At 63.1% G+C, this 23,259-nt stretch carries 14 protein-coding genes; 9 read left to right on the plus strand and 5 right to left on the minus strand.

Going from position 1 to position 23,259, the window contains the following annotated elements:
• Positions 1 to 10: 10 nt before the first annotated feature.
• From DQG19_RS20995 to DQG19_RS20015, 4 genes are all read right to left on the minus strand, one after another.
• Positions 11 to 376 carry a PepSY-like domain-containing protein gene (locus DQG19_RS20995; RefSeq protein ID WP_198661822.1) on the minus strand — a complete coding sequence of 122 codons (366 nt, stop codon included), beginning with the start codon at positions 374 to 376 and terminating at the stop codon, positions 11 to 13.
• 198 nt (positions 377 to 574) lie between these two features.
• Positions 575 to 1,852 carry a sensor histidine kinase gene (locus tag DQG19_RS20005; protein WP_116128236.1) on the minus strand — a complete coding sequence of 426 codons (1,278 nt, stop codon included), beginning with the start codon at positions 1,850 to 1,852 and terminating at the stop codon, positions 575 to 577.
• Complete coding sequence (locus DQG19_RS20010) at positions 1,849 to 2,526, minus strand: response regulator transcription factor (protein WP_116128238.1); 678 nt, start codon at positions 2,524 to 2,526, stop codon at positions 1,849 to 1,851. Before DQG19_RS20010 ends, DQG19_RS20005 begins: the two co-directional genes overlap by 4 nt.
• Positions 2,527 to 2,634: 108 nt before the next feature.
• Complete coding sequence (locus tag DQG19_RS20015) at positions 2,635 to 4,191, minus strand: response regulator (protein WP_116128240.1); 1,557 nt, start codon at positions 4,189 to 4,191, stop codon at positions 2,635 to 2,637.
• Between the two features lie 187 nt (positions 4,192 to 4,378).
• On the opposite strand from DQG19_RS20015, the gene DQG19_RS20020 reads away from it, so the two are divergent.
• The 9 genes from DQG19_RS20020 to mltG all read left to right on the plus strand — a co-directional run bounded on the left by DQG19_RS20020 (position 4,379) and on the right by mltG (position 20,333).
• On the plus strand, positions 4,379 to 5,485 hold the full coding sequence (locus tag DQG19_RS20020; protein ID WP_116128242.1) for a M42 family metallopeptidase: 1,107 nt from the start codon (positions 4,379 to 4,381) through the stop codon (positions 5,483 to 5,485).
• Positions 5,486 to 5,576: 91 nt separating this feature from the next.
• Entirely contained in the window at positions 5,577 to 8,822 is a 3,246-nt protein-coding gene (locus DQG19_RS21415; RefSeq protein WP_232826565.1) for a DUF2723 domain-containing protein, read from the plus strand.
• Between the two features lie 3 nt (positions 8,823 to 8,825).
• Positions 8,826 to 11,207 carry an amino acid permease gene (locus tag DQG19_RS20030; protein WP_116128244.1) on the plus strand — a complete coding sequence of 794 codons (2,382 nt, stop codon included), beginning with the start codon at positions 8,826 to 8,828 and terminating at the stop codon, positions 11,205 to 11,207.
• 322 nt (positions 11,208 to 11,529) lie between these two features.
• A complete protein-coding gene (locus DQG19_RS20035) occupies positions 11,530 to 12,012 on the plus strand; it encodes a cytidine deaminase (RefSeq protein ID WP_116128246.1) in 483 nt (160 codons plus the stop codon).
• A gap of 15 nt (positions 12,013 to 12,027) precedes the next feature.
• The gene (locus DQG19_RS20040; RefSeq protein ID WP_116128248.1) at positions 12,028 to 14,817 is read left to right on the plus strand and encodes a M1 family metallopeptidase; all 2,790 of its coding nucleotides are present in this window, start codon (positions 12,028 to 12,030) and stop codon (positions 14,815 to 14,817) included.
• A gap of 5 nt (positions 14,818 to 14,822) precedes the next feature.
• Positions 14,823 to 15,326, plus strand: coding sequence for a hypothetical protein (locus DQG19_RS20045; RefSeq protein WP_116128250.1), 504 nt, complete (start codon positions 14,823 to 14,825; stop codon positions 15,324 to 15,326).
• Between the two features lie 115 nt (positions 15,327 to 15,441).
• Positions 15,442 to 18,366 (plus strand): S8 family serine peptidase, encoded by a 2,925-nt coding sequence (locus tag DQG19_RS20050; protein ID WP_116128252.1) that lies wholly within the window; start codon positions 15,442 to 15,444, stop codon positions 18,364 to 18,366.
• A gap of 34 nt (positions 18,367 to 18,400) precedes the next feature.
• Positions 18,401 to 19,222: a 3-methyl-2-oxobutanoate hydroxymethyltransferase gene (gene panB / locus DQG19_RS20055; protein ID WP_116128254.1), complete on the plus strand. Its 822-nt coding sequence runs from the start codon at positions 18,401 to 18,403 to the stop codon at positions 19,220 to 19,222.
• A gap of 85 nt (positions 19,223 to 19,307) precedes the next feature.
• Positions 19,308 to 20,333 (plus strand): endolytic transglycosylase MltG, encoded by a 1,026-nt coding sequence (gene mltG, locus DQG19_RS20060; protein WP_116128256.1) that lies wholly within the window; start codon positions 19,308 to 19,310, stop codon positions 20,331 to 20,333.
• Positions 20,334 to 20,340: 7 nt separating this feature from the next.
• Here the strand turns inward: mltG and DQG19_RS20065 are convergent, their stop codons facing one another.
• Entirely contained in the window at positions 20,341 to 23,160 is a 2,820-nt protein-coding gene (locus tag DQG19_RS20065; RefSeq protein ID WP_116128258.1) for a T9SS type A sorting domain-containing protein, read from the minus strand.
• Positions 23,161 to 23,259: the final 99 nt, after the last annotated feature.

Below are 23,259 nucleotides of genomic sequence, written 5' to 3' on the forward strand. Positions count from 1 at the left end.
GGGGTGCGCTTTAGTCTTCCACTTTTGAGAGGAGGCGGCCGTCGGCGGTGAAGGTGACTACCCAATCTTCTTTTAGCAGGGCCTCCAGGTCCATCTGGTAGCTTTCTCCTTCGGGCGTGACCACCCGTTTCGCGTCGTCGATAGTATAGCCGGCAAAGTCGGCGGCCACAGTCCGGCGTACGGCGGCCGGAAGCTCCGCGGTCGAAATGTCTACTTCCTCCCGCCGGATGTTCACGTACGCGTCGTACCATATTTCGTGGTCGACGCCTTCGGCCGTTTCGAATTCAACCTGGTACAGTTCGCCGTCTCGCTCCCACTCCACATCGGTCGATTTCGGGTAGGCCGCGCCAAAGTTGTTCTTGATCACGGAGGGCACCCCTTGGCTTGCGGATGACTGCCCGAACAGGTGACCGAAGGAGAAAGGGCGAGAAGGGCAAGTATGGATTGTCGCTTGCGCATGGGGCAGTAGCATTACGGGCACCCGGCCGGCAGACCGGTAGGGTACCCCGATGAGTAACTACCACCAAGTTGGGGGGTGAATCTGGAAGAAAGTGGGAAGACAGACCACAAGCCGCTACTTCTCCCTGCCACCAAAGCGGACGCAGAACACCTGCTCTCCGGTGTACCGATAGGCGACACGGAAGCCGTACAGATCGGCAATAGCCCGTACCATAGCCAGGCCCAATCCGCTGCTCTTTCGGGAACTGCTTTCCCGGTAAAAGCGGTTGAACACTTTATCGACAGCCAGCTCCCCACCCGCTGAGGTGTTTTGTACGGTCAAAGCTTCCGAAGCGAAGATCAGCTGAATGCGCCCCCCCGCGTGGTTGTGAAAGATGGCGTTGCGGATCAGGTTAGCGACCAGAATGTAGGCCAGGTGGGGGTCCATTTCCACCACGATTTCGACGCCCCCCGCGTAGTCGAGGTCAATGTTGCGGTGCGCCAGTAATTCTTCGAGTTCATTGCATACGCGGCGCACCACCCTGTTCACGGAGACCGGCTGGTTGTCAAAAAACTGCTTGTTTTCGATCTTGCTGAGCAAGAGGAGCGACTGGCTCAGCCGTATCAGTTGGGAAGTAGTCTTCATTACCTGACCGACGGCCGCGGCATCCTCCTCCGACAACCGGCCGCCCTCCAGCAACAGTTCCAGTTTGTTATGAATGACCGCCAGCGGCGTCTGTAATTCGTGCGAGGCATTCTCGTTGAAGCGCTTCTGGTTGCGGTACACTTCCCGGCTGTGCCCGATCAGGGCATCCGCGGATCGCTTGAGCTCAAGAAATTCCTCCGTATCGGTATTCATTCCGGTAAGCGGCCCACCGTGATCCAGCCGGAAGGCCTTCAACTGGCCCATGTAGCGATAGAAAGGTTGCCAAAGTTTTTTCAGCGCGAGGTTATTGATCAGCGCAATACTGACCAGCAACAGTAAATAGAGCAGCAGCACCGACCAGAGGAGGTTTTCGATCTGGTCGTCCTCCTCCACCATCGAATTAATGACCTTCAGCTCGTAATACCGGTCGTCGAGTTCAAAGGCCGTAGTCAGCATACGCACCGGCTCCAGGTCCTCCTCGTTGAGCATATACATGAGGGTATCCTGGTACAGGTCGGTGACGCGTAGCGCGGCCGGGCGCGGCATTTCCCGGATCGCGTAATTCCCCTCTTCGAATTCTCTGCGGTTGAGGATGGAAGCATCTTCCCGGGCTTTGGTGATGATCAGCAGTTTGGAGTTATCCAACCCGTCGTCGATGCTGTCGTACACCTCATCGAGCATGCTGAAATAAAATACGACTGCCCAGGCACTGATCAGGACAAATAGTGGTACGAATAGGTACAGCAGGGACTGGTTAAGCAGCTTCATCGATGAATCAGCTTGTACCCAACCCCATACACGGTCTGGATCCTGACTGCGGCGGCCCCCTGTTTCAGTTTCCGACGAATATTCTTGATCTGGCTATAGATAAAATCAAAATTATCGGACTGGTCGATATGGTCACCCCACACGTATTCCGCCAGCGCAGTACGGGTCACCAGCCGGTTCGGATTTAGCAAGAAATACTGGAGCGTGTCAAACTCCTTGCGATTGAGATCTGTCGGTCGATCGCCGATAAACACCAGCCTGTTGTCCAGATCCATGCGCACGTTGGCCCACGCCACCTCTTCCTTACCGCCAAGCGTATTCCGCCGCAGTACGGCCTTGACGCGGGCGTTAAGCTCCGCAAGGTGAAAGGGCTTGGTGAGGTAATCGTCGGCCCCGAGTGCCAGGCCCCGGACTTTGTCCTCCACGGAATTTTTGGCCGAAATGACAATTACGTTCTCCGATTTGCCGGCCTGCTGCAGTTCCTCCAACAGATCCAGCCCGCTACCGTGGGGCAGCATAATATCCAGGAGGATGCAGTCATAGGCATATACGAATACCTTCTCCGAAGCTACGTGAAAGTCCTCCGCGGTTTCCACCAGGAAGCCTTCCTTTTTCAGGGACGCCCTGATCGCCTCGCGCAAGCCCTGCTCGTCTTCCACTACTAGGATCTTCATCCGCCCAATGTAGCGGCCAAAGCTGGAAAGAATTGGGAACGGGAGTCACCCCGGGGATTCCGCTGGGGCGACGGCAACCGGCCGGACGCATCAGCTTGCCGCCCGGCGCTAGCGCGTACGCAACCGTATGACCGGACAGACAATCTCCTCCAGGCTGATACCGCCGTGCTGGAAGGTATCCCGGTAGTAGTTGTTATAGTAGTTGTAGCTGTTCGGATAGAGGAAGAACTTATCCTCCTTGGCAAAAATGTAGCTGCTGCTCAGGTTGGGGCGGGGCAGTTTGCCTTCCTTGGGCTCGCGGACCTCGAGTACGTCCTTCTCTTCGTACTGCAGGTTCCGACCGAGCTTGTAGCGCAGGTTCGTGCTCGTGTCGCGGTCACCGACGACCCGGCTGGGGGTATTGACGCGGATGGTACCGTGGTCGGTAGTGATGATCAGGGTGATGTCGCGCTCGGCCAGGCGGCGCAGCGTGGCCCACAGCGGACTATTCTCGAACCAGCTGCGGGTGAGGCTGCGGTAGGCCTTCTCGTCGCCGGCCAGTTCCTTGAGGACCTCCATCTCGGTGCGGGCGTGGCTGAGCATGTCGATGAAGTTGTAGACGATGACGCTGAAGTCGTTGTTGAGGAAGTCCAGCGCGCGGTCCTGCATCTGCCGGGCGAAGTTGGTACGCGTCACCTTGGTGTACTCCCACTTGACATCGCCGCGCCGCATGAGCCGCTCGATCTGTTTGCCGAGGAAATCGGCCTCGTGGTTGTTCTTTCCGCCCTCGTCGTTTTCGTTAACCCACCACTGTTTGTAGTGCTTCTCGATCTCGGCGGGCCACATGCCGGCGAAGATGGCATTGCGGCTGTACTGGGTGGCGGTAGGCAGAATGCTGTAGAAGTAATCCTCCTCCTCGATGCGGTACAGCTCGGCCAGGTAAGGCTCGATCACCTTCCACTGGTCGTAGCGCATATTGTCGAGCAGCACCATAACGGTGGGCCGCTCCTTATTGACGTGGGGAAAGACCTTCTCGCGCATCAGGTTGTGCGACATGATAGGCGCTTCCTTACCGGCTACCCAGTCCAGGTAGTTACGCTCCACGTATTTCGAGAATTCGGCGTTCGCCTCCCGCTTCTGGACGGCGAGGATCTCGCCCATCTGGTCGCTGTTGCTCTCGTCGAGCTTCAGTTCCCAGTTGATGATCTTCTTGTACATATCGACCCACTCCTCCTTGTCGAGTCCGCTGTTGATCTGCATGAGGAGCTGGCGGAAGTCCTGCTGGTAGTCGCTCGTGGTCTTTTCGCGGACCAACCGCTTCTCGTCGACGATCTTCTTCAGGGTAAGCAAAATCTGGGAGGGATTGACCGGCTTGATCAGGTAGTCCGCGATCTGACTCCCGATGGCCTGCTCCATGACGTCCTCGGCCTCGTTCTTGGTGATCATCACGACCGGAATGGACGGTTGCAGGTCCTTGATCCGGGCCAGGGTGTCGAGTCCGGTGAGGCCGGGCATGCTCTCATCCAGGAAAATGATGTCGATATCCTTATCGCTTTCTACTTCTTCCAGCGCATCGTGTCCATTGGTCACCGTTACGACTTCGTAGCCCTTTTTCTTGAGAAATAACATTTGCGGCTTGAAAAGGTCGATTTCGTCGTCGGCCCAGAGGATCTTGATGCTGTCCATAAATGGTTGGTTTGTTGGTAGAAAGAGAAATGCTTGTACGCTTAACGGCGGGCCGGGGTTTATAGTGCCGGCCGCATAGCCCCGTAGGGAGGCCTCAACGACTACCGGGGTTGGCAGCCCCCTTTTGTATGGCTCGAACAATCATTGTCCTTACAATCGTTTACTTTTGCATCGAGAAACGCTGTGTATGCAAAACTTCGAGCTCCTTAAACAAATTTGCGAAGCCCCCGGTGTGTCCGGCTTCGAGCGGCGTATCCGCAACCGGATCCTGGCCGAGCTCCGTGATCTGGCCGATGAGGTATCCGTCGATAATATGGGCAACGTCATCGCCCTGAAGCGGGGGCGCGAGCAAAAGCGCGTGATGGTCGCGGCCCACATGGACGAGATCGGCTTCATCGTCAACCACGTCGACGAGAAAGGATTCGTGCGGTTCCTGCCGCTCGGTGGTTTCGACCCCAAGACACTTACCGCCCAGCGCGTAGTTGTTCACGGCCGCCGCGACGTACTCGGGGTCATGAGCAGCAAGCCGATCCACATCATGAAGCAGGAGGAACGGACCAAGGTAGTCCCCATCTCAGACTACTTCATCGATCTCGGCCTGCCCAAGGAAAACGTGGACGAGCTGGTATCCGTCGGCGACCCCATCACCCGCGAACGCGACCTGACCGAGATCGGAAACTGCGTAACCGGCAAGTCGCTGGACAACCGGGTCTCCGTATTCATCCTGCTGGAAACCCTCCGGCGGTTCCAGGACCGGGAGCTGCCCTACGACCTCTACGCCACCTTCACCGTACAGGAAGAGGTGGGCCTGCGGGGTGCCATGGGCAGCGTGGGCAGCATCGATCCCGATTTCGGCTTCGGGCTGGACGTTACCATCGCCTACGACGTGCCGGGCAGCTCGGCGCGCGAGAACGTTACTTGCCTCGGCGAGGGGGCGGCCATCAAGGTGCTCGACGGCTCCGTGATCTCCGACTACCGCATGGTCAACTACCTCAAGGAAACGGCGAAGCGCGAGGGCATCCCCGCCCAGCTCGAACTGTTGCCCGCCGGCGGCACCGACACCGCCGCCCTGCAGCGGTACGGCAAGCAGAGCAGCATCGCCGGGGCCATCTCCATTCCCCTGCGGAACATGCACCAGGTCACCGAGATGGCCAGCAAGCAGGACATCGAGCACTGTATCGACCTGCTCGTCGCCGGCCTCGCCGGCCTGGACAACTACGATTGGGACTTCACGGCGGCGCACGGCGACGGGGACCATCCCGACCGCAAACAGGACTCTTTCGACTGGATGTAAAAACTCCTACTTTGTTGGCGAAAGGACGAGCCGGGGCCGCCCCCTAATAATTAGTAGCTTTGCGGCGTTCCGACTTTCCAAGCTTTCCGCCATGGGTAAACTCCACCGCCTTCACCAGCTTACCGGCTGGATCGTTTTTTTACTTACCGCCTCCGTGCTGGTGCTCAGCGTGGAGCGCACGGGCAGCCTCTGGGACGTAGGGGAATTTATCCTCGGCGCCTATAAGCTGGAAGTCGTCCACCCCCCGGGGGCGCCGCTCTTCCTGCTCATCGGTCGCCTCTTCGCCGGCCTCGGCAGTATCCTCTCCGACGACCCGGCCCTCATCGCGGCCTTCGTCAACGGTATGTCCGCCATCTGTACGGCCTTTGGGGCCACCTTCATCGCCTGGTCGACCATCCGATTTAGCCTGCTGTCCCTGACCGGCCGCGACGAATCCGCCGAGGTGGGCGGCGGACAGGTCATCGCGGTAGCCGGCGCCGGCCTCGTTGCCGGCCTCTGCGCGGCCTTCACCACCTCCGTGTGGTTTTCCGCCGTCGAGGGCGAGGTGTACGCCATGTCCTTCTTCTTCACGTGTATGACGGTCTGGGCGGCGATGCGCTACTACACCACCCCCTCCGACCGCGATTACATCGCTTACCGCTGGCTGATTTTCAGCATCTTCTGTATCGGTTTGTCCAGCGGGGTCCACCTGCTCAGCATCTTGGTACTGCCCTTCATCACGCTGCTGTTTTACCTGCGCGAGCGCGGGCAGCTGATCCTCAACCGGGTCGGAAAGATCGTGGGCTACCTCTTCGCCGCCAGCCTCCTGCTGACGGCCGGTGCCTTCTCCGGCAAGTCAATACTGGGGATTGCGGTGATCGCAGGTGCAACGTTTTTCCTGGGGCGACGCAAGCTTCCGCAGTGGGCTCAGTTCATCGTGGCTGCGGTGTGCGGCGTGCTCATGATCGGCATCATCCAGACGCTGGTCATCATCGGCGTGCCCTCGGTCTGGCAGTGGTTCGAGATCGGGATGGTCAATGCCGGCCTGCCCGTCCACATCGGCATCCTCCCCACCCTCGCGGCCTACGGCGGGCTGCTTTACCTGGCCTTCCGTTACGCCCACAATCACCACGACCAGGGCGTACAGCTGGCGGCTATGGGCATTACCTCCATCCTGATCGCGTACAGCGTCATCGCGGTGGTCGTCATTCGGGCCGACGCCAAGACGCCGGTCAACATGAACAACCCCGACAACGTCACCAGCCTGCTGCCCTACCTCAACCGCGAGCAGTACGGCGAGCGCAGCCTGATCTATGGGCCCCACTTCGAGGCAGACATCATCGCTACGGAGGTGGAGGACCGCTACGGGCTCGTTGGCGACCGCTACGAATACACCAACTTCAAGGTCACGCCGGAGTACGAAAAAGGGAAGAAGATGCTCTTCCCGCGTATGGCGGACGGCTCCCAGGGCCGCCCCGGACTCTACAAGCAATGGATGGGCCTGGACCCCTCCCAGCCCCTGCCCTACGGGCGCCCCTCGGCCATTGACAACCTGAAGTTCATGTTCAACTACCAGCTGGGTTGGATGTACTGGCGCTACTTCATGTGGAACTTCTCCGGCCGCCAGAACGGTGAGCAGGGCTACTACGAATGGGACAAGAGCAACGGCAACTGGATCACGGGCATCAAGTTTCTCGACGAGCTGCGGCTCGGTAACCTGGACGAGCTACCTACCGATTACCGCGAAGACCCCGCCCGCAACACCTACTTCCTGCTGCCCTTCCTCTTCGGACTGATGGGCCTGTTCTGGCACTCCGGCAAGCGCGGTGAGGAGTTCCTGGCCCTGCTGGCGCTGTTCGTGATTACCGGTATCGGTATCGTCATCTACACCAACCAGCCGCCCAACGAACCACGGGAGCGTGACTACGTACTCGTCGGCTCCTTCTTCGTATTCTGCATGTGGATCGGAATGGCCGTACCCGCCATTTATGAGTTCCTGAAACAACGCTTCCGGGCCCGGGGTACGGTAGCCGCGCTGGGCGTTTCCGCGCTGGTGCTCCTGGCACCGATCCTTATGGTGACGCAGAACTGGGACGACCACAACCGCTCCAACCACACCGCCGCGCGCGACTACGCCCACAACTTCCTGGAGTCGGTCGATCAGAACGCGATCATCTTCACGTACGGCGATAACGACACCTATCCGCTGTGGTACGCCCAGGAGGTGGAGGGCATCCGCACCGACGTACGGGTGGTCAACCTCAGCCTCATCGCCGTCGACTGGTACATCGACCTGCTGCGCTACCGGATGAACGACTCCCCGGCTATCGACCTGCAACTGACCGAGGACCAGATGCGCGGCCGCCTGCGCAACCAGATCCAGTTCTACAACTCCGCCAACCCGGAGGCCGACTGCGCCTCGGGACCACAGATCACCCTGGACCAGTTCATGAACGAACTGGCGACCGACAAGAACCTGGCTACCCCAAGCGGGCGCATCATTGAGACGACGTACTCCTCCTGCAACGTCAATATCCGTATCGACCCCGGCCAACTCGCCCAGGCGCCCTGGCTCACGCCGGCCGGGCAGACACCGGTGCAGAATATCCCGGTCCGGGTGGATCCGCGCGCGATCCAGAAGGACGTGATTGCCATCATGGACATCATCAACTCCAACTTCTACAAGCGCCCGATCTACTTCGCGGTGACCTGCCAGCCGTCCAAGTTCCTGGGCCTGGAGGACTACATGCAGCTCGAGGGCCTGGCCCTGCAGCTGACCGCCACGCGCACCGCCTCCCAAATGGACGTATACAACAACATCGGAGCGGGCAGCATCGACGTCGACAAGAACTACGACCTCATCATGAACGTCTGGACGTGGGGCAACTTCGACCAGGTGGACACGGAAGTAAATACCAGCTACCGGCCGGCCATCCAGTCGATGCAGGTGATGATGCTGCGGACCATGAACGAGCTGCTGCAGCGCGGCGACGTGGAGCGGGCGCTACAGATCGGGGACCGGTACTTCGCGTCCTTCCCGAACATGAACTTCCCCTTCTTCTACGAGGCCTTCACGATGCTGGGGCCCTACTTCCAGTCGGGGAACGTGGACCGGGCGCGCGACGTGATCCTGCAACTCGCCGAGAACACCGCCGAGCGACTGGACTACTTCGCGAGCCTCGATCCGCAGATCCTCGAGAACAGCTTCGACTACCGGATCGACAGCCGCCGCGGGCAGTACATCGCCCAGCAGCTCCTGCTCCAGTTGCGGAACCAGGACGACGCCGAGCTGCGGCAGGAGGTAGAGGCCATTCTCCAAAACTACCTCTACCTCGCCGAGGCGCCCGGCCCGGGATAACGCATGGATAAGCAAAAATTCGGCACCGCCCCGGTGTTCTTCACGGCGATCTCCACGATCCTGGGCGCGATCATGTTCCTGCGGTTCGGATTCGCGGTGGGCATGGTGGGGCTGGCCGGAACGATCGGCATCATCCTGATCGGGCACGCCGTGACGATCCCTACGGCGATGGCCATCGCCGAGATCGCCACCAACCAGAAGGTGGAGGGAGGAGGTGAGTACTACATCATCTCCCGTAGCTTCGGGCTGGTCATCGGCTCCACGATCGGTATCGCGCTGTACCTCTCGCAGGCCATTTCGGTAGCCTTCTACATCATGGCCTTCACCGAGGCGTTCAAGCCGCTGGTTTCCTGGCTGCGCGAGACGTACGTGCTGATGCCGTGGGTCGGTTACCTGCTGGAATTTCCGCAGACGATCGGTATCCCGGCCCTGCTGTTGCTGACGTTGCTGATCCTGACCAAGGGCGCCGACCTCGGCGTGAAGGTGCTCTACACCGTGGTCGCCACGCTGGCCATCGCCCTGGTGGCCTTTTTCGTGGGCACTACCGAATACGGCCGGGCGCACCAGGTAGAATTCTTTAACAGCTACACCGCGGATACGGAAACCACGGACGCCGCGCTCACCGACCTGCTCACCGAGGCCGAGGGGGGCACTACGCCCGATACGGTGTACTATCCCGGCGGGGTGGCCGAGGCCCGTCCCGCGCGCCCCGCACCTGCGGCCCCGCCCGCTCCCGACCTGCCGGAACTGAGCTTCTTTACGGTATTTGCCATCATCTTTCCCGCCTTTACGGGCATGACAGCGGGGGTAGGGCTTTCGGGTGACCTCCGCGATCCCGGGCGCTCCATCCCGCGCGGTACGCTAGCGGCCACGATCGGCGGCATGGTGGTCTACTTCTTCATGGCCTGGAAACTGGCCGCTTCCGCCCCGCCGGAGGCCCTGGCCGACACGAGTAACCTGATCATGGCCGACATCGCCTGGCAGGGCTGGTGGATCGTGCCGCTGGGGCTGGCTGCCGCTACGATCTCTTCCGCGCTCGGGTCCATCCTGGTGGCTCCGCGCACCCTGCAGGCCATTGCAGCGGACAATATCTTTCCCGCTACCGGCATCAACCAGTTCCTGGCCCGGGGGAAGGGCGAGCGGGCCGAGCCGTACAACGCCAGCCTCGTCACCGTGGTGCTGGCGGCCTTCTTCATCCTGCTGGGAGCGCTGGACAGCGTAGCGGAGATCATCTCGATGTTCTTCATGGTGACCTACGGCTCGCTTTGCCTGATCAGCTTCCTCAATCACTTTGCCGCCGACCCCAGTTACCGGCCCACCTTCAAGTCGAAGTGGTACGTATCGCTCTTCGGGGCCATCGCCTGTTTCGGGCTCATGTTCTTCATGAACTCCACCTACGCGGCCGCGGCGGTGGTGCTGATCGGACTGCTATACCTGTACATCACGGCGAGTAACCCCGACAAACGCAGCCTGGCGCTCATCTTTCAGGGGGTGATCTTCCAGGTGAGCCGCCGCATCCAGATCTTCCTGCAGAAGGCCGAAAAGGAGGAAACCAAGACGTGGCGACCGAGCGTGATCGCCGTCAGCGACGCCACCTTCACGCGCCTGGGCGCCTTCGACCTGCTGCGGTGGCTGTCGCAGAAGTACGGCTTCGGCACCTACCTGCACTACGTCAACGGCTACCTCAGCCACGACACCTCCGAAGCGGCGAAGGTCACCAAGGAGCGCATCATCCGCATGGCGGAGACCACCGAGAGCCGGATCTACATCGACACCATCGTGTCGCCCAGCTACACCTCGGCGATCGCCCAGATCATCCAGTTTCCGGGCATCGCGGGCACGGAGAACAACCTATTGCTGCTGGAGTATTCCAAGCGCGGCGGCGACGGCTTGGAGGACATCATCGACAACTTCAAGCTGATCAAATCGGTGGATTTCAACATCGGTATCCTAGGGCTGTCCGAGCGGGGCTTCGGCCTGAAGCGCACCATCCACATCTGGATCACCCGCGCCCACCTGGAGAGCTCCAACCTCATGATCCTGCTGGCCTACGTGATGACGGGCCACAGCGACTGGAAAAACGCGGAGATCCGGCTGTTCGCCGTATTCGAGGAATCCAAGCTCGCCAGCGAGGAGCAACGCCTCTACGACCTGATCGAGACTGGCAAGCTGCCCATCAGCCGCGCCAACATCGAGGTGCTCTGCCGCGGCGACAATACGGATAGCCGCAGCGTCATCGCCCGCAAGTCGGGGGAGGCGGACTTGGTCATCCTGGGTTTCCGGGAGGAGGCCCTGAAGCGGATGAAGGAAGAGGTATTCGCCGGCTATGACGACATCGGCAACGTGCTGTTCGTGAATGCTGCTGAGGCTGTGGAGATTCGGTAGGTGGTTAGTTCTGTAGTATGGTAGTGCTGTAGTCGGCGGCTCATCGGCCGGTCGCTGCGCCCCCGGGGGGATGCGTAGCGCAGCTCATCGGATGCGCGGCGACCGCAGGGAGGCCTCATCCGATGCGCGATGCGGACAACCCGACATCCGATGTCCACCACATCCGATGTCGGTAGCAAATACCCAACAGCACAGCTCATCGGATGCGCGGCGACCGCAGGGAGCCTTCATCCGATGCGCGGATCGCAAACCGCCCCACATCCGATGTCGGTAACTATCTTGCCTGGCCGGACGTGCCGGGACCAACAACGAAAACCTCGACATGCACCAACGCAGTCATACCATTTCCTACCTGTCGGTACCGCGCCCCGAAGAACTTTCCAAAGCGGACCGCGAACTGCTCGCCGCCGCCACCACCGCCCTCCAGAATAGCTACTCCCCCTACTCCAACTTCAAGGTGGGGGCCGCCGCAATGCTGGAGGACGGCACCGTCGTGGCCGCCGCCAATACCGAGAATGCCGCCTACCCCATGTGCATCTGCGCCGAGCCCAACGCCATGGCCGCCGCGGCCGCCCTGCGCCCCGGTATGCCGGTAGTAGCCATGGCGGTCACGGTAAAGGCCCCCAACCGGGTGCTGGATACGCCGGCCAGCCCCTGCGGATCGTGCCGGCAGATACTTAGCGAGCACGAGGGACGTTTCGGTCACGATATCCGCCTCATCCTGCGGGGGGAAGCCGGTCCCGTGTACGTCTTCGAGCGGGCCGGGCACCTGCTCCCGTTCGGATTCAGCGGTGAACTGCTGTAGCGTACACCTACACCCATGCGCCTGATCCTACTCCTTCTGCTATCCTGTCCGCTGCTGGGCCAGCCCGCCGGTTACTTCCAACAGTACGTCAGTTACGACATCGACGTACGGCTCGATGATGCCGACCACACGCTCGCGGCCGACCTGCGCCTTGCCTACACCAACAATGCCGCGGAGGCCCTCGACTCCATCGTCTTCCACCTCTGGCCGCGCGCCTTCAGTAGCGACAATACCGCCTTCGCCCGGCAGCAACTGCGCAACGGCAATACCGCCTTCCACTTCGCCGACCCCGCCCGCCGCGGTACACTCGACAGCCTCGACTTCCGGGTCAACGGTGAGGCCGCACGCTTTCGGTTTACCGACGACCCGGACATCGGCGTCCTCTACCTCGACGCTCCGCTGGCGAACGGAGCGACGGCCACCATCACCACGCCCTTCCGCGTGAAGATCCCCGCCAGCTTCAGTCGCCTCGGCCACGTCGGCGAGTCCTACCAGATCACCCAGTGGTACCCCAAGCCCGCCGTTTACGACCGCAACGGCTGGCACGCGATGCCCTACCTGGACCAGGGTGAGTTCTACAGTGAGTTCGGTGACTTCCGGGTGCGCATCACCGTGCCGGAGAACTACGTGGTAGCGGCGACCGGCGAGCTGCAAACCGCCACGGAACGCGAGTGGCTGCTGGAACGGGCCGCGAAGACCCGTCAACAACTGGACGCCGCCGACCCCCTGCAACTGGCCTTCGGATACGTCGATCAGCTCTTTCCCGCCAGCGCCACCGGATCGAAGACCCTCACCTACACGGCGGAACGGGTGCACGACTTCGCCTGGTTTGCCGACAAGCGGTTTATGGTGTTACACGACACCTTGCACCTGCGTCCGCGCCAGGATCCGCCCATCGATACGTGGAGCTTCTTTACCGATACGGAGGCCGCCCTGTGGAAAAATTCCATCGACTACCTGAAGCGGGCCACCCGCTTCTACAGCGAGCACATCGGCCCCTACCCCTACCCCCAGGTGACGGGTGTACAATCGGCACTCAGCGCCGGCGCGGGCATGGAGTACCCCATGATCACCGTGATCGGCCGCAGCTATACCGACTACGGCCTCGACGAGGTGCTCGCCCACGAGATCGGCCACAACTGGTTCTACGGCGTGCTGGGCAGCAACGAGCGCGACCACGCGTGGATGGACGAGGGCCTCAACAGCTACTACGAAGGCCGCTACACCCGCGAATTCTACCCGGACCGCAACGGCCGCAGCCAGTTCATCCCCGGCCGGGAGGTCGACCCGGACGCCCTCGGCTACCGTTATATGGCCCGCCTGGGGCGCGACCAGGCTCCGGACACGCCCGCCGACAGCCTGGGCTCGATCAATTACTGGATAGCCGCCTACAGCAAACCCGAACTGGTACTGACCGCCCTGGAGGAGCGCATAGGCATCGATCGCCTCGATGCGGCCTTCCGGGAGTACTACCGGGACTGGCAGTTCCGCCACCCGCAGCCCGATGATTTCTACGCCGCCCTTGTTCCACTCGAAGCCGACGACTATTTGCGCGACGCCATGGAAACGGTCGATGAGGGGGCCTTCAATACGGCGGCCCGGCAGCGGGAGCACGCAGCCGGCATCTGGCTACCGAAACTGGCGCTGATCACCGACGCGGAGGGGCCACGCAGCCAGCTGTTCGTCTCTCCCCTGCTGGGATTCAACGAGAACGACGGGGTTCTGGCCGGCCTGGCCTTCCACAACCGCACCCTGGAGCCCCGCCCCTTAGAATTCCTGCTGGCCCCGCTCTACGGCTTCGGCAGCAAGCGGCTGGCGGGCTTCGCCGGGGGGCGCCTGCGCCTGACGCGGCCGCTGCCGGGGCTGCAACGGGTGACCGTAGGCGGGGGGGTACGGCGGTTCAGCGACTTCGACCCGCCGGCGCTCGATGGCGTCTACGGGTACGACCGGTGGGCGGCCCGCACCACTTTCGTCCTCGACCACCCGGCCCCTTCCGGGCGGTACAGCGAGCTCTACTCCCAGTTCATCCGTCTGGAGCAGCGGCGCCCGGACTTCGATGCGGGGGGCGGACTCCGGGAAAACGCCCGCCGGATCAGTACCACCTTTCTGCGGGCGGGCTACCAAAGCCGGCTGGACCGGGAGATCAATCCGGTCGCCTACGGTTTCCGGATAGAGTACCGCGAGGGGGACCGCGATGAATTCATTGCCTCGGACTACCTGCGGCTGGACGCCACCTACCGGGCCGGCTACCAGTACCAGCGGAACAAGTTTCTGCGCTGGCGCCTCTTCGGAGGGTACTACCTCTTACACGACAACCGCGACGGCCTGGCCGCCCCCGGTAGCGCCCTTTCGCTCGTGGACAACGCCGACTCGGACTACGCCTACGACGATCTGTACCTGGGCCGGAGCCAGGGCGGCTGGTACCAGCAGCAGCTGGAGACCCGGCAGGGCGGCTTCCGGGCGCCGATCCCCGCGGCCTTCCCCTTCGGGCGCAGCAACAGTTACCTGGCGGCGCTGAACCTCGACGGCGACCTGCCCTTCCCCGGCCCACTAGGGCTGTACTTCGACGCCGGGGCCTACGGAGCCCGGGGCACCCTCAATCAGGAGCAGACGAATCAGTTTCGCTGGGTGGGCGGCCTCACGCTCAACTTTTTCGGGGAGCAGTTTCAGCTCGCCGTGCCGCTAGTGGCCGACGCCGACACCCGTCTCCTGCTGGACCAGCGGGGCAACCTCCTGGAGCGGATAACTTTCCGCCTGCGGCTGACGCGTCTGCTTCCCTGGCGGTGGGTCGATACCTTACCTTAGCCCGCATGACGTTGCCCGATTTCCTGCGGTCCGCCGCGGAGCACCCTACCGAAGTGGTATTCTACTTTGCGCTCATTCCCTTCGCCGCCCTGCTGGCCGGCTGGATGGAGCGGGAGGAGGACCACCTCCCCCCCTGGAACTACCTCTACAGCGCCCTGCTGTACCTGGTGGCGGTACCCGCTACAGTGGCCGTTGGTTTACTGGTGGTCAGGTACGTGGAGGGCGGCCCGGCCGGCGACACCGATGACCTCGTGCTGCTGGCGGTCCCCGTCGCCAGCTTCTTCTATACCGCCTACGTCATCCACCGGCGGGTAGCGCTGTCCACCCTGCCCGGCTTCGGCCACCTCGCCGGCCTGGTGGCCATGGTGGCCCTGACACTGCTGCTGCTCTGGGGCGTCAACCGGATGGGCGTAGTACCGGTGGCCGCATTAAAGGTTCAGTACACGGTGGCGCTGTTCTTGCTGTTGCTGATCGTCGTTCGGTCGCTGTGGCGACGCGCGGCTACCTGACCCGCAACCGAATACCTACTTGCGGACGTAGGTAAGTTGACCGTCAATGTCCGCGATCGTGCCGTGCGACCGGCGGGGGAACCCGTAAATTGGCTTCGGCGGTCAGAATCTCCCTATGCGCTTTCCCCTCCCGGTACTGCTCCTCTTGCTGCTCGGCCCCGTCGGTCTGGGGGGACAGGCGCTGGACTACGCGCAGGGCCAACTGATCGTCCAGCTCCGGCCGGGTACGGACGGTAAGGCTTGGTCCCTTACCCATTCCGAAATCACCGCCTGGCGTCCCCTGGGTCGCGGCATCAACGCCTGGCTGATAACGTTCGACTGGGCGCGGTACGCGGAATCGGAGCTGCGCGCAGAGTACGCCCGCGATCCCTACGTGGTGGGCGTACAACTGAACCGACGGCTGTCGCTGCGCCGCCGGCCCAACGATCCCCGCTACGGACAGCAGTGGCAGTTTTTCAACAGCGGGCAGATCGGCGGCGAGAACGGCGCCGACTACCGCGCCGAAGCCGCCTGGGAAGTGACCACCGGCGGGGTGACCCCCAACGGCGACACCATCGTCATCGCCAACATCGACAATGGCATCGACCTCGACCACGAAGACCTTATCGCCAACCTCTGGGTAAATCGCGACGAGGTGCCCGGTAACGGCCGGGACGACGACCGCAACGGCTATATCGACGATTATTACGGCTGGAATACGGCCCTCGACAACAACGACGTGGAGGGGGGCAAGGGCGACCACGGCACGCCGGTCACGGGACAACTCGCCGCCGTCGGCAACAACGGCGTGGGCGTGACCGGCGTCAACTGGCGCGCCAGGGTGATGACGATCACCAACGACTTCGACCCCCTGGAGTCCGAAGTGATCCAGGCCTACGGCTACGCCCTCGAGGCGCGGCTGCGCTACGACGCTACCGGCGGGCGGGAGGGGGCCTACGTCGTGGCCACCAACGCCAGCTGGGGCCGCGACCGGGCCTTCCCCTCCCAGAGTCCGCTGTGGTGCGCGCTGTACGATACGCTGGGCCACCACGGCATCATCAACGTAGCCGCGGTACCGAACCGCGACCTCGACGTCGACGAGGTCGGCGACCTGCCCTCGCTCTGCGGATCGGAGTACCTGGTAGTGGTCACCAATATCGACACCCGGGGCAAGAAGGTAAAGGACGCCGGCTACGGGGCTACTTCCGTCGACCTGGCCGCCTTCGGCGAGGGCGTCTACACCACCCTGCTGGGCAACTCCTACGGGCAGGTATACGGCACCTCCTTCGCGGCACCGGCGGTGACCGGGGCCTTCGCCCTGCTCTACTCGGCCCCCTGCCCCAACCTGGGCCTGCGCCTGCGCAGCGACCCGCCCGCTACTGCCCGCTACCTGCGCGGGGTGCTCCTCTCCACGCTGCGCCCCCTGCCGACCCTGGCCGGGGTCACGGCTACCGGTGGCGCGCTCGACCTGGGGGCTGCGGTGCGGCGCCTGATGCAAGATTGCGTGGGCTGCCTGCCACCGACCTCCTTTACCGCGGCGCCCCCGGGCGACGCTTCCTCCGATCTCTGGCTCGACTGGCAGGCTGCGAGCTCCACCACGCGGACCGACCTGCAGTACCGGTTGCACGGAAGGACGGAGTGGACCACCATTTCCGCCCTCACGCCCCCCTACCGCCTGACCGGCCTGCCGAGTTGCCAGGAGTACGACCTGCAGCTAATAGCCTCCTGCGGAACGGATACGGCCCGGTCCGAGCAACTCACCCTGGAAACGCCCGGTTGCTGCCGGCTACCGGACGCCTACCGCGTCGCCGCCCTGCCCGGCGGCCGGCTCGTGGCCGAGTGGGAGCCGCTGCTGAATGCCCTTAGCTATACCCTGCGGTACCGTACGGGGGAGGACCCCTGGACCGAGCTGACCACCCGGGAATCCCAGATCGAACTCACCGGCCTGCGCAACTGCCGCATGTACGAGGTCGAGCTGCGCACCAACTGTACGGGGGGTGCCACCCGCTTTCAGGGTCGTCGCGTGCAGAAAACGCTGGGCTGCGGGGTCTGTCTCGATGCCGAGTATTGCGTACCTACCGGCTTCGGTAACGAACAGGAGTGGATCGCCCGCGTGGAGATCCCGGGTATCCTGGACGTGCGGTCGAGCCGCGAGATCGACGGCTACCGCAACTTCGGCGACGAAACCCTCGGCAGCATGGTACCCGGTGGCGTATACCCCATAGAGGTGACGCCCGACTACCGGGGCAGCGGCTTCACCCAGGACGTGCACGTATACGTCGACTGGAACCAGGACGGAACCTTCGCGGCCGACGAGCTGGCCCTGGAGCAATCCGCGCCGCGCGGCGCTGCCGCGCGCGGCAGCCTTACCGTCCCCGCGGAAAGTGCCCTCGGCCTGACGCGCATGCGGATCGTCATGCAATTCACCTCCGTCAAGACCGGCGCCTGCCCCGCCGGCAGCAACCAGCAATTTTCCGGGGAGGTGGAAGACTACTGCCTCGACATCACCGCCGCCCAGGGCTGCCCGCCCCCACCGGCGCTCATGGCCACCTACGACGACCGGACCGGCGCAACGCTCCTCGAGTGGGGCGCCAGTGCCGCCCCCGGCAATAAGTACCGCGTGCGGTACCGCCCGCGGGGTACGGATCCGTGGACGACCCGCATGGTCACGGGACTCTCCGTCACCATCAACAACCTCAACCTGTGCAACAGCTACGAGGTGCAGGTGGCCAGCCGCTGCGACGACGTGACGGGCGAAGACCGTACCGTCGTACTCGGCGACGATTGCGTATTGGCCGGCCACAGCCCCCTGCCGGAAACGGAATGGACGGTCTCCCCCAATCCCGCCAGCGACCGCATCCATGTCGCGTGGTCCGACGGGCTGACGGTCGAGGAGATCAGCCTGTTCGCTCCCGACGGCCGGCGCGTCTTGGATCTTTCAGTCGATCCGGGTGCCCGCGGCCTGCCGTTACGGCTGCACGGACTTGCCGCCGGGGTGTACCTATTGCGTATCCGGGACGCCACCGGCCGCGCCGGTGCCCGGCGCGTCGTACTGCGGTAGCCCCGCGTAGCGCTGCGCAACTTACCTTTGCCGCATGAGCGTACACAAAGCGAGCGACGTAAAGCGGGTGACCACGCACACCCTGCGGGCCATGAAGGAAAGCGGGGAGAAGATCGCCATGCTTACCGCCTACGACTATTCCACGGCGCGAATCCTGGACGCCGGCGGCGTCGACGTGCTGCTGGTCGGTGACTCGGCCAGTAATGTGATGGCAGGCCACGAAACTACCCTGCCCATCACCCTGGACCAGATGATTTACCACGCCAGCAGTGTCGTGCGCGGCGTGCAACGGGCGCTGGTAATCGTCGACCTGCCCTTCGGCACCTACCAGGGCGACAGCAAGATGGCTCTCAAGTCAAGCATCCGCATCATGAAGGAAAGCGGCGCCCACGCCGTGAAACTCGAGGGCGGACAGGAAGTGGAAGAGAGTATCCGGCGCATCCTCACGGCGGGTATTCCCGTAATGGGTCACCTGGGCCTGACCCCGCAGTCGATCTACAAGTTTGGCACCTACACCGTGCGCGCCAAGCAGGAAGCCGAGGCCCGCCGCCTGATGAAGGACGCCAAGTTGCTCGAAGATCTGGGCTGTTTCGGACTCGTACTCGAAAAGATTCCCGCCGATCTCGCCCAGAAGGTGAGTGAATCCCTAGAAATCCCCACCATCGGCATTGGGGGTGGCGTACACACCGACGGACAGGTGCTCGTGACCCAGGATATGCTGGGCATTACCCAGGACTTCCACCCCCGCTTCCTGCGGCGCTACGCCGAGCTGTTTGACGTCATTCGCGACGCCACCAGCGCCTACGTCAGCGACGTCAAGGCCCGCAACTTCCCCGGCGACGAGGAGCAGTACTAGGCGTCACTTCGCCCCGTAGCGGACAGCTTCTTAGCTTTGCATCGGCAACCCCGGCCCCGGCAGGGCGTTTTTCTGATATACTGCTATGAAACGGATCCTCGGACTTATTCTTCTTTTGTGTCTCGCCGTCGCCGGATATGCCTATTACCAGATCATGGTGGTACCCGTCGTACCCGCCGACGCGCCCGGCCCGGTAGCCGTGGAAATCCCGACCGGTAGCTCCTACGAGCAGGTCATGGATACCCTCGCCGTACAGGGTATTACTCCCAACCGCACCTTCTTCGATCCGCTGGCGCAGCAGATGGGCTTCTACCGGGAGCGCATGCGCTCCGGCCGGTTCACCCTGAACCCCGGCAGCAGTGCCGTACAGGTGATCCGCAAGCTCCGGAGCGGTGCCCAGGCTACCGTGGACGTGGTCCTCACCACCGAACGCGAACCCATGAACGTCGCGGCCAAGGTGGCACGGTTTCTGGAGCCGGACAGCGCGGCCTTCCTCAGCCTCTTTGAGAATGCGGCCTTCGTCGACAGCCTGGGCTACACGGCCAAAACCCTGCAGACGCTCTTCATCCCGAATACCTACGAAATGTACTGGAACGCCACGCCGCGCGACTTCGTCGCCCGCATGGTAAAGGAGCACGAGCGCTTCTGGCGGGCCAACGACCGCCTGAAAAAGGCCGAAGCCCTGGACCTCAGCCCCGCCGAGGTGTATACGCTGGCCAGTATCGTGGAAAAGGAAAGCCTGGTAGCCTCCGAGCGGCCCCGCATCGCCGGCGTGTACCTCAACCGCCTGCGGATCGGCATGCCGCTGCAGGCCGACCCCACGGCCGTCTTCGCCACGCGGGAATTCGACGTCGGGCGGGTCCTCAACCGGCACATCGAGTTCGACAGCCCCTACAATACCTACCGCTACCCGGGGCTGCCCCCCGGCCCCATTACGATGTCGAGCGTAGGCAGCATCGACGCGGTGCTCGATCCGGAGGAACACAAGTATCTCTATTTCTGCGCCCGCGGCGACGGGAGCGGACAACACAATTTCGCCTCAACCCTGGCCGGGCATTCCCGCAATATCGCCATCTACGTAGCCAACCTACGCGAACGGGGCATACGCTAGCCCGCCGCTACCGCCGGATCACCCGCAGCGTACGCACGGCCTCGCCGGCCGTAACCCGCACGAAGTATACACCTGCGGGACGCTGTCGTAGGTCCACCTCCTCCGCAACCCGCGCTCGCCGCCCCAGTTCGCGTACCTCGAGACGTCGGCCGGCGCCGTCGAACAGCTCGATACGTACCGCCTCGTAGGTCGGCAGTTCCAGTTGCACTTCAAGCCGGCCGGCCGTGGGATTGGGGAATACCGCCAGCGCGGCCAACACGCCGAAGGGGTCGTCGGTCGAGACGGCCTGCAGGTCCACGCTTACGGCAAGCTGGTCGGTGCAGCCCACGGCATCGGTGACCGTCACGGTGTAATCCGTCACGCTCAGGCTATCGGCCGATTGCGTCGTATCGCCGTTGCTCCAGGCGTAGGTATAGGGCGAGAGGCCATCCCCCACCAGCACGTAAGCCGTGCCGTCGTCGGCGAAGATGCCTGAGGGCGGGTCGGTCGCGTACCGCAGGTTAAGATCGGCGGGGCACCGGCGCACGCCAAAGTCGTCAAAGGTGACGAAGACGTCCTGGCTGCCGCCCGTGACGGTGAAGGTGAAGCGGTAGCCGCTGCCGGTCAGGCCGGTAAGCTGGAATACCGAATCGGCGGGAACGGCCGCGAGGTCAATGAGCGTCTCGCCGACATCGACACCGGGGCAGTTCTGCAGGGCGTCCACGGTCAGCCCGACCAGCCCACCGGCTACCGGGTTGCCGTCGGCATCGCGGAGCCGCAGGGTGAAGGTGAGGGTGTCGGAGGCCTGGAAATCACCGTAGGCTGCGGTGGTGAAGTTCATTTCCCCGTCCTGCCCGTTGAGGTTATCGGTCAGGGCCAGGGAGGGGGTACCCGCCCGCCGGGCGATGGTCAGGTCGGCGGGAATTTCCCAGCCGTCGGGCCGGCGCCCGTCCTCGAAGTCCACCAGAAAGGGCAGTTGCTGCGCCAGAGGGTAGACGTAGGTTAGGGTATCGTTGTAGGTAGCCATATCGCCGTCTGCGGTGACCCGGAAGAGGATGCGGTTGGGGAAGGCATTGTCGGTGGTTACCGGCTCGGGGAAGCGGTAGGTCAGGGGGGTACCGGGTACCCGGGGGGCGGGGGCGCGCGCGCTCACCTCCGGACCGCCGTTGAGCGAGTAGCTGACGGTGACGGAATCCACCGGCTGGCCGCCGAGTGTGGTGTAGGTGAAGGCCAGCGTATCGATGCGCTCCCCGCAGTTCTGGGCGTTGGAGAGGCGGGCACGTACCGCGGCGTAGTCCGTGCCCTGCCTGCGCGTGATGCGTACGTTGTCGATGGATACGCCCTCACGCTGGTTGTCGCCGTCGCTCTCGAAGACAAACCGCAGCCGTACCTCGTCGGCCCCGGCCAGGCCGGCCAATTGCTGCTCCACCAGGGCGTACCGTCCGCCAAATCCACCGTCGCCGTCCCACTGCCGCTGCTGGCCGTTGTTATACCAGTTGATACCGGTGGCGTTGCGGGGCAGACGACGCCAGCTGCGGCCGCCGTCGGTACTGCTTTGGAGGTAGAGGCCGTCAAATTCCGCCTCCGTGTCCACGTACAGCAGGAAGGAGAGGTAGGGATCCTCGTTCAGCCCCGTAAAGTCGAAGCAGGGCGAGGAGAGGTAGCTCAGCTCGTCGTCGTTGTAGGTGCCGGTGGCGTTGGTCACGTAGGCGTACGCGCCCGCGCCCGCCCGGTCGATACGCGGCGCGCGGGGCCGGGCGCGCGCCCAGCTTACCGGTCCGGCACCGCCCTGCGCGGGCAGCCAGAATCCGTTGTCCGTCTCGAAGGTTTCGACGTAGGGGAAGGCATCGATCTTGGGCAGGCTCACGACGGTGGCGGTCAGCGTATCGTTTCCGGTAGCCTGATCGTCCTCCAGCTCGGTCCATACCCTGATCTCGTAGTATCCGGCCTCGCTGAGGTCTACCTGGGTATCGAAGGTGAAGTACTTGGTACTGTCCACGCCCAGCACGCCGGTATAGATACCGTCGAAGGGGAAATTGACGCCGCCGTCCTCTCCGTTCACTGTAAAGTTGATCCGGATAAACTGCTGGGCCTCCCCCCCGAAGTTGGTAATTCCGACGGTCAACGAGTCCATCCCGTCGTGCTGACAGCCGCTTACGGGTTGCCGCAGCATGGTCACGCCCACGTCCCGCCGGATCTGGGTGCGGATGCGGAAGGGCCCGCGCCGGACGCTGGTCTCGTCGGTACCGGCGCACTCGGTTTCGATGTAGAAGTCGTAGGCGGTCTGGGTATCCAGTCCACTCACCCGGAGCATGGTATCCTGGGTAGCGAGGCGGGTGACGTCCTCACTCTCGGGATCTACCCCCGCCGGCCCGTAGCGGATCACGTAGGTAGGGGCACCGGGGGTGCCGCGAAAGCGGATGTCCACGGAATTGTACCGCACCCGGTACAAGTCGATGGAGGAAAGCGGCGGCGGCGCGCAGGTGCGGCAGCTGGCCGTAAGGGTGTTCAGGGTTGGGTTGGTCGCCGGAGCCTGTACGGTATAGAGCAGGCTGTCGTTGTTGTCCAGCACGCTGAAGCCCACCTCCTCCGGGAAAGCCCCGGCGCGGTATCCGATGCGCACCTCCGCCCCGTTGGTCACGGGGAAGAACAAATCGCGCCGCGCCCCGTCGTCGTTGGTGGCGTCGAGGGTGTAGGTGGTGGTCACGTCGTCCACGCTCACGGTTACCTCACCACCGTTCCAGCCGTCGCCGCCCTGATCCGTTAGCTGCAACTGGTAATAGCAGTCCTGGCCGTGAAGGGCAGAGAGTAGCAGGAGGGGAAGAAAAGTAAGTAGAGGTAGACGCATAGGGCAGGATTCCGTCCGGGAAAAATACCACAAAGGCCCCGAACGTTAGGTCGCGGGGGCTCCTGAACCATTTATTTAGGGTGGCGTTAGTCCCCCGGC

Origin of the sequence: Lewinella sp. IMCC34183, from assembly GCF_003390915.1 — a bacterium.
GTDB lineage: Bacteria > Bacteroidota > Bacteroidia > Chitinophagales > Saprospiraceae > Neolewinella.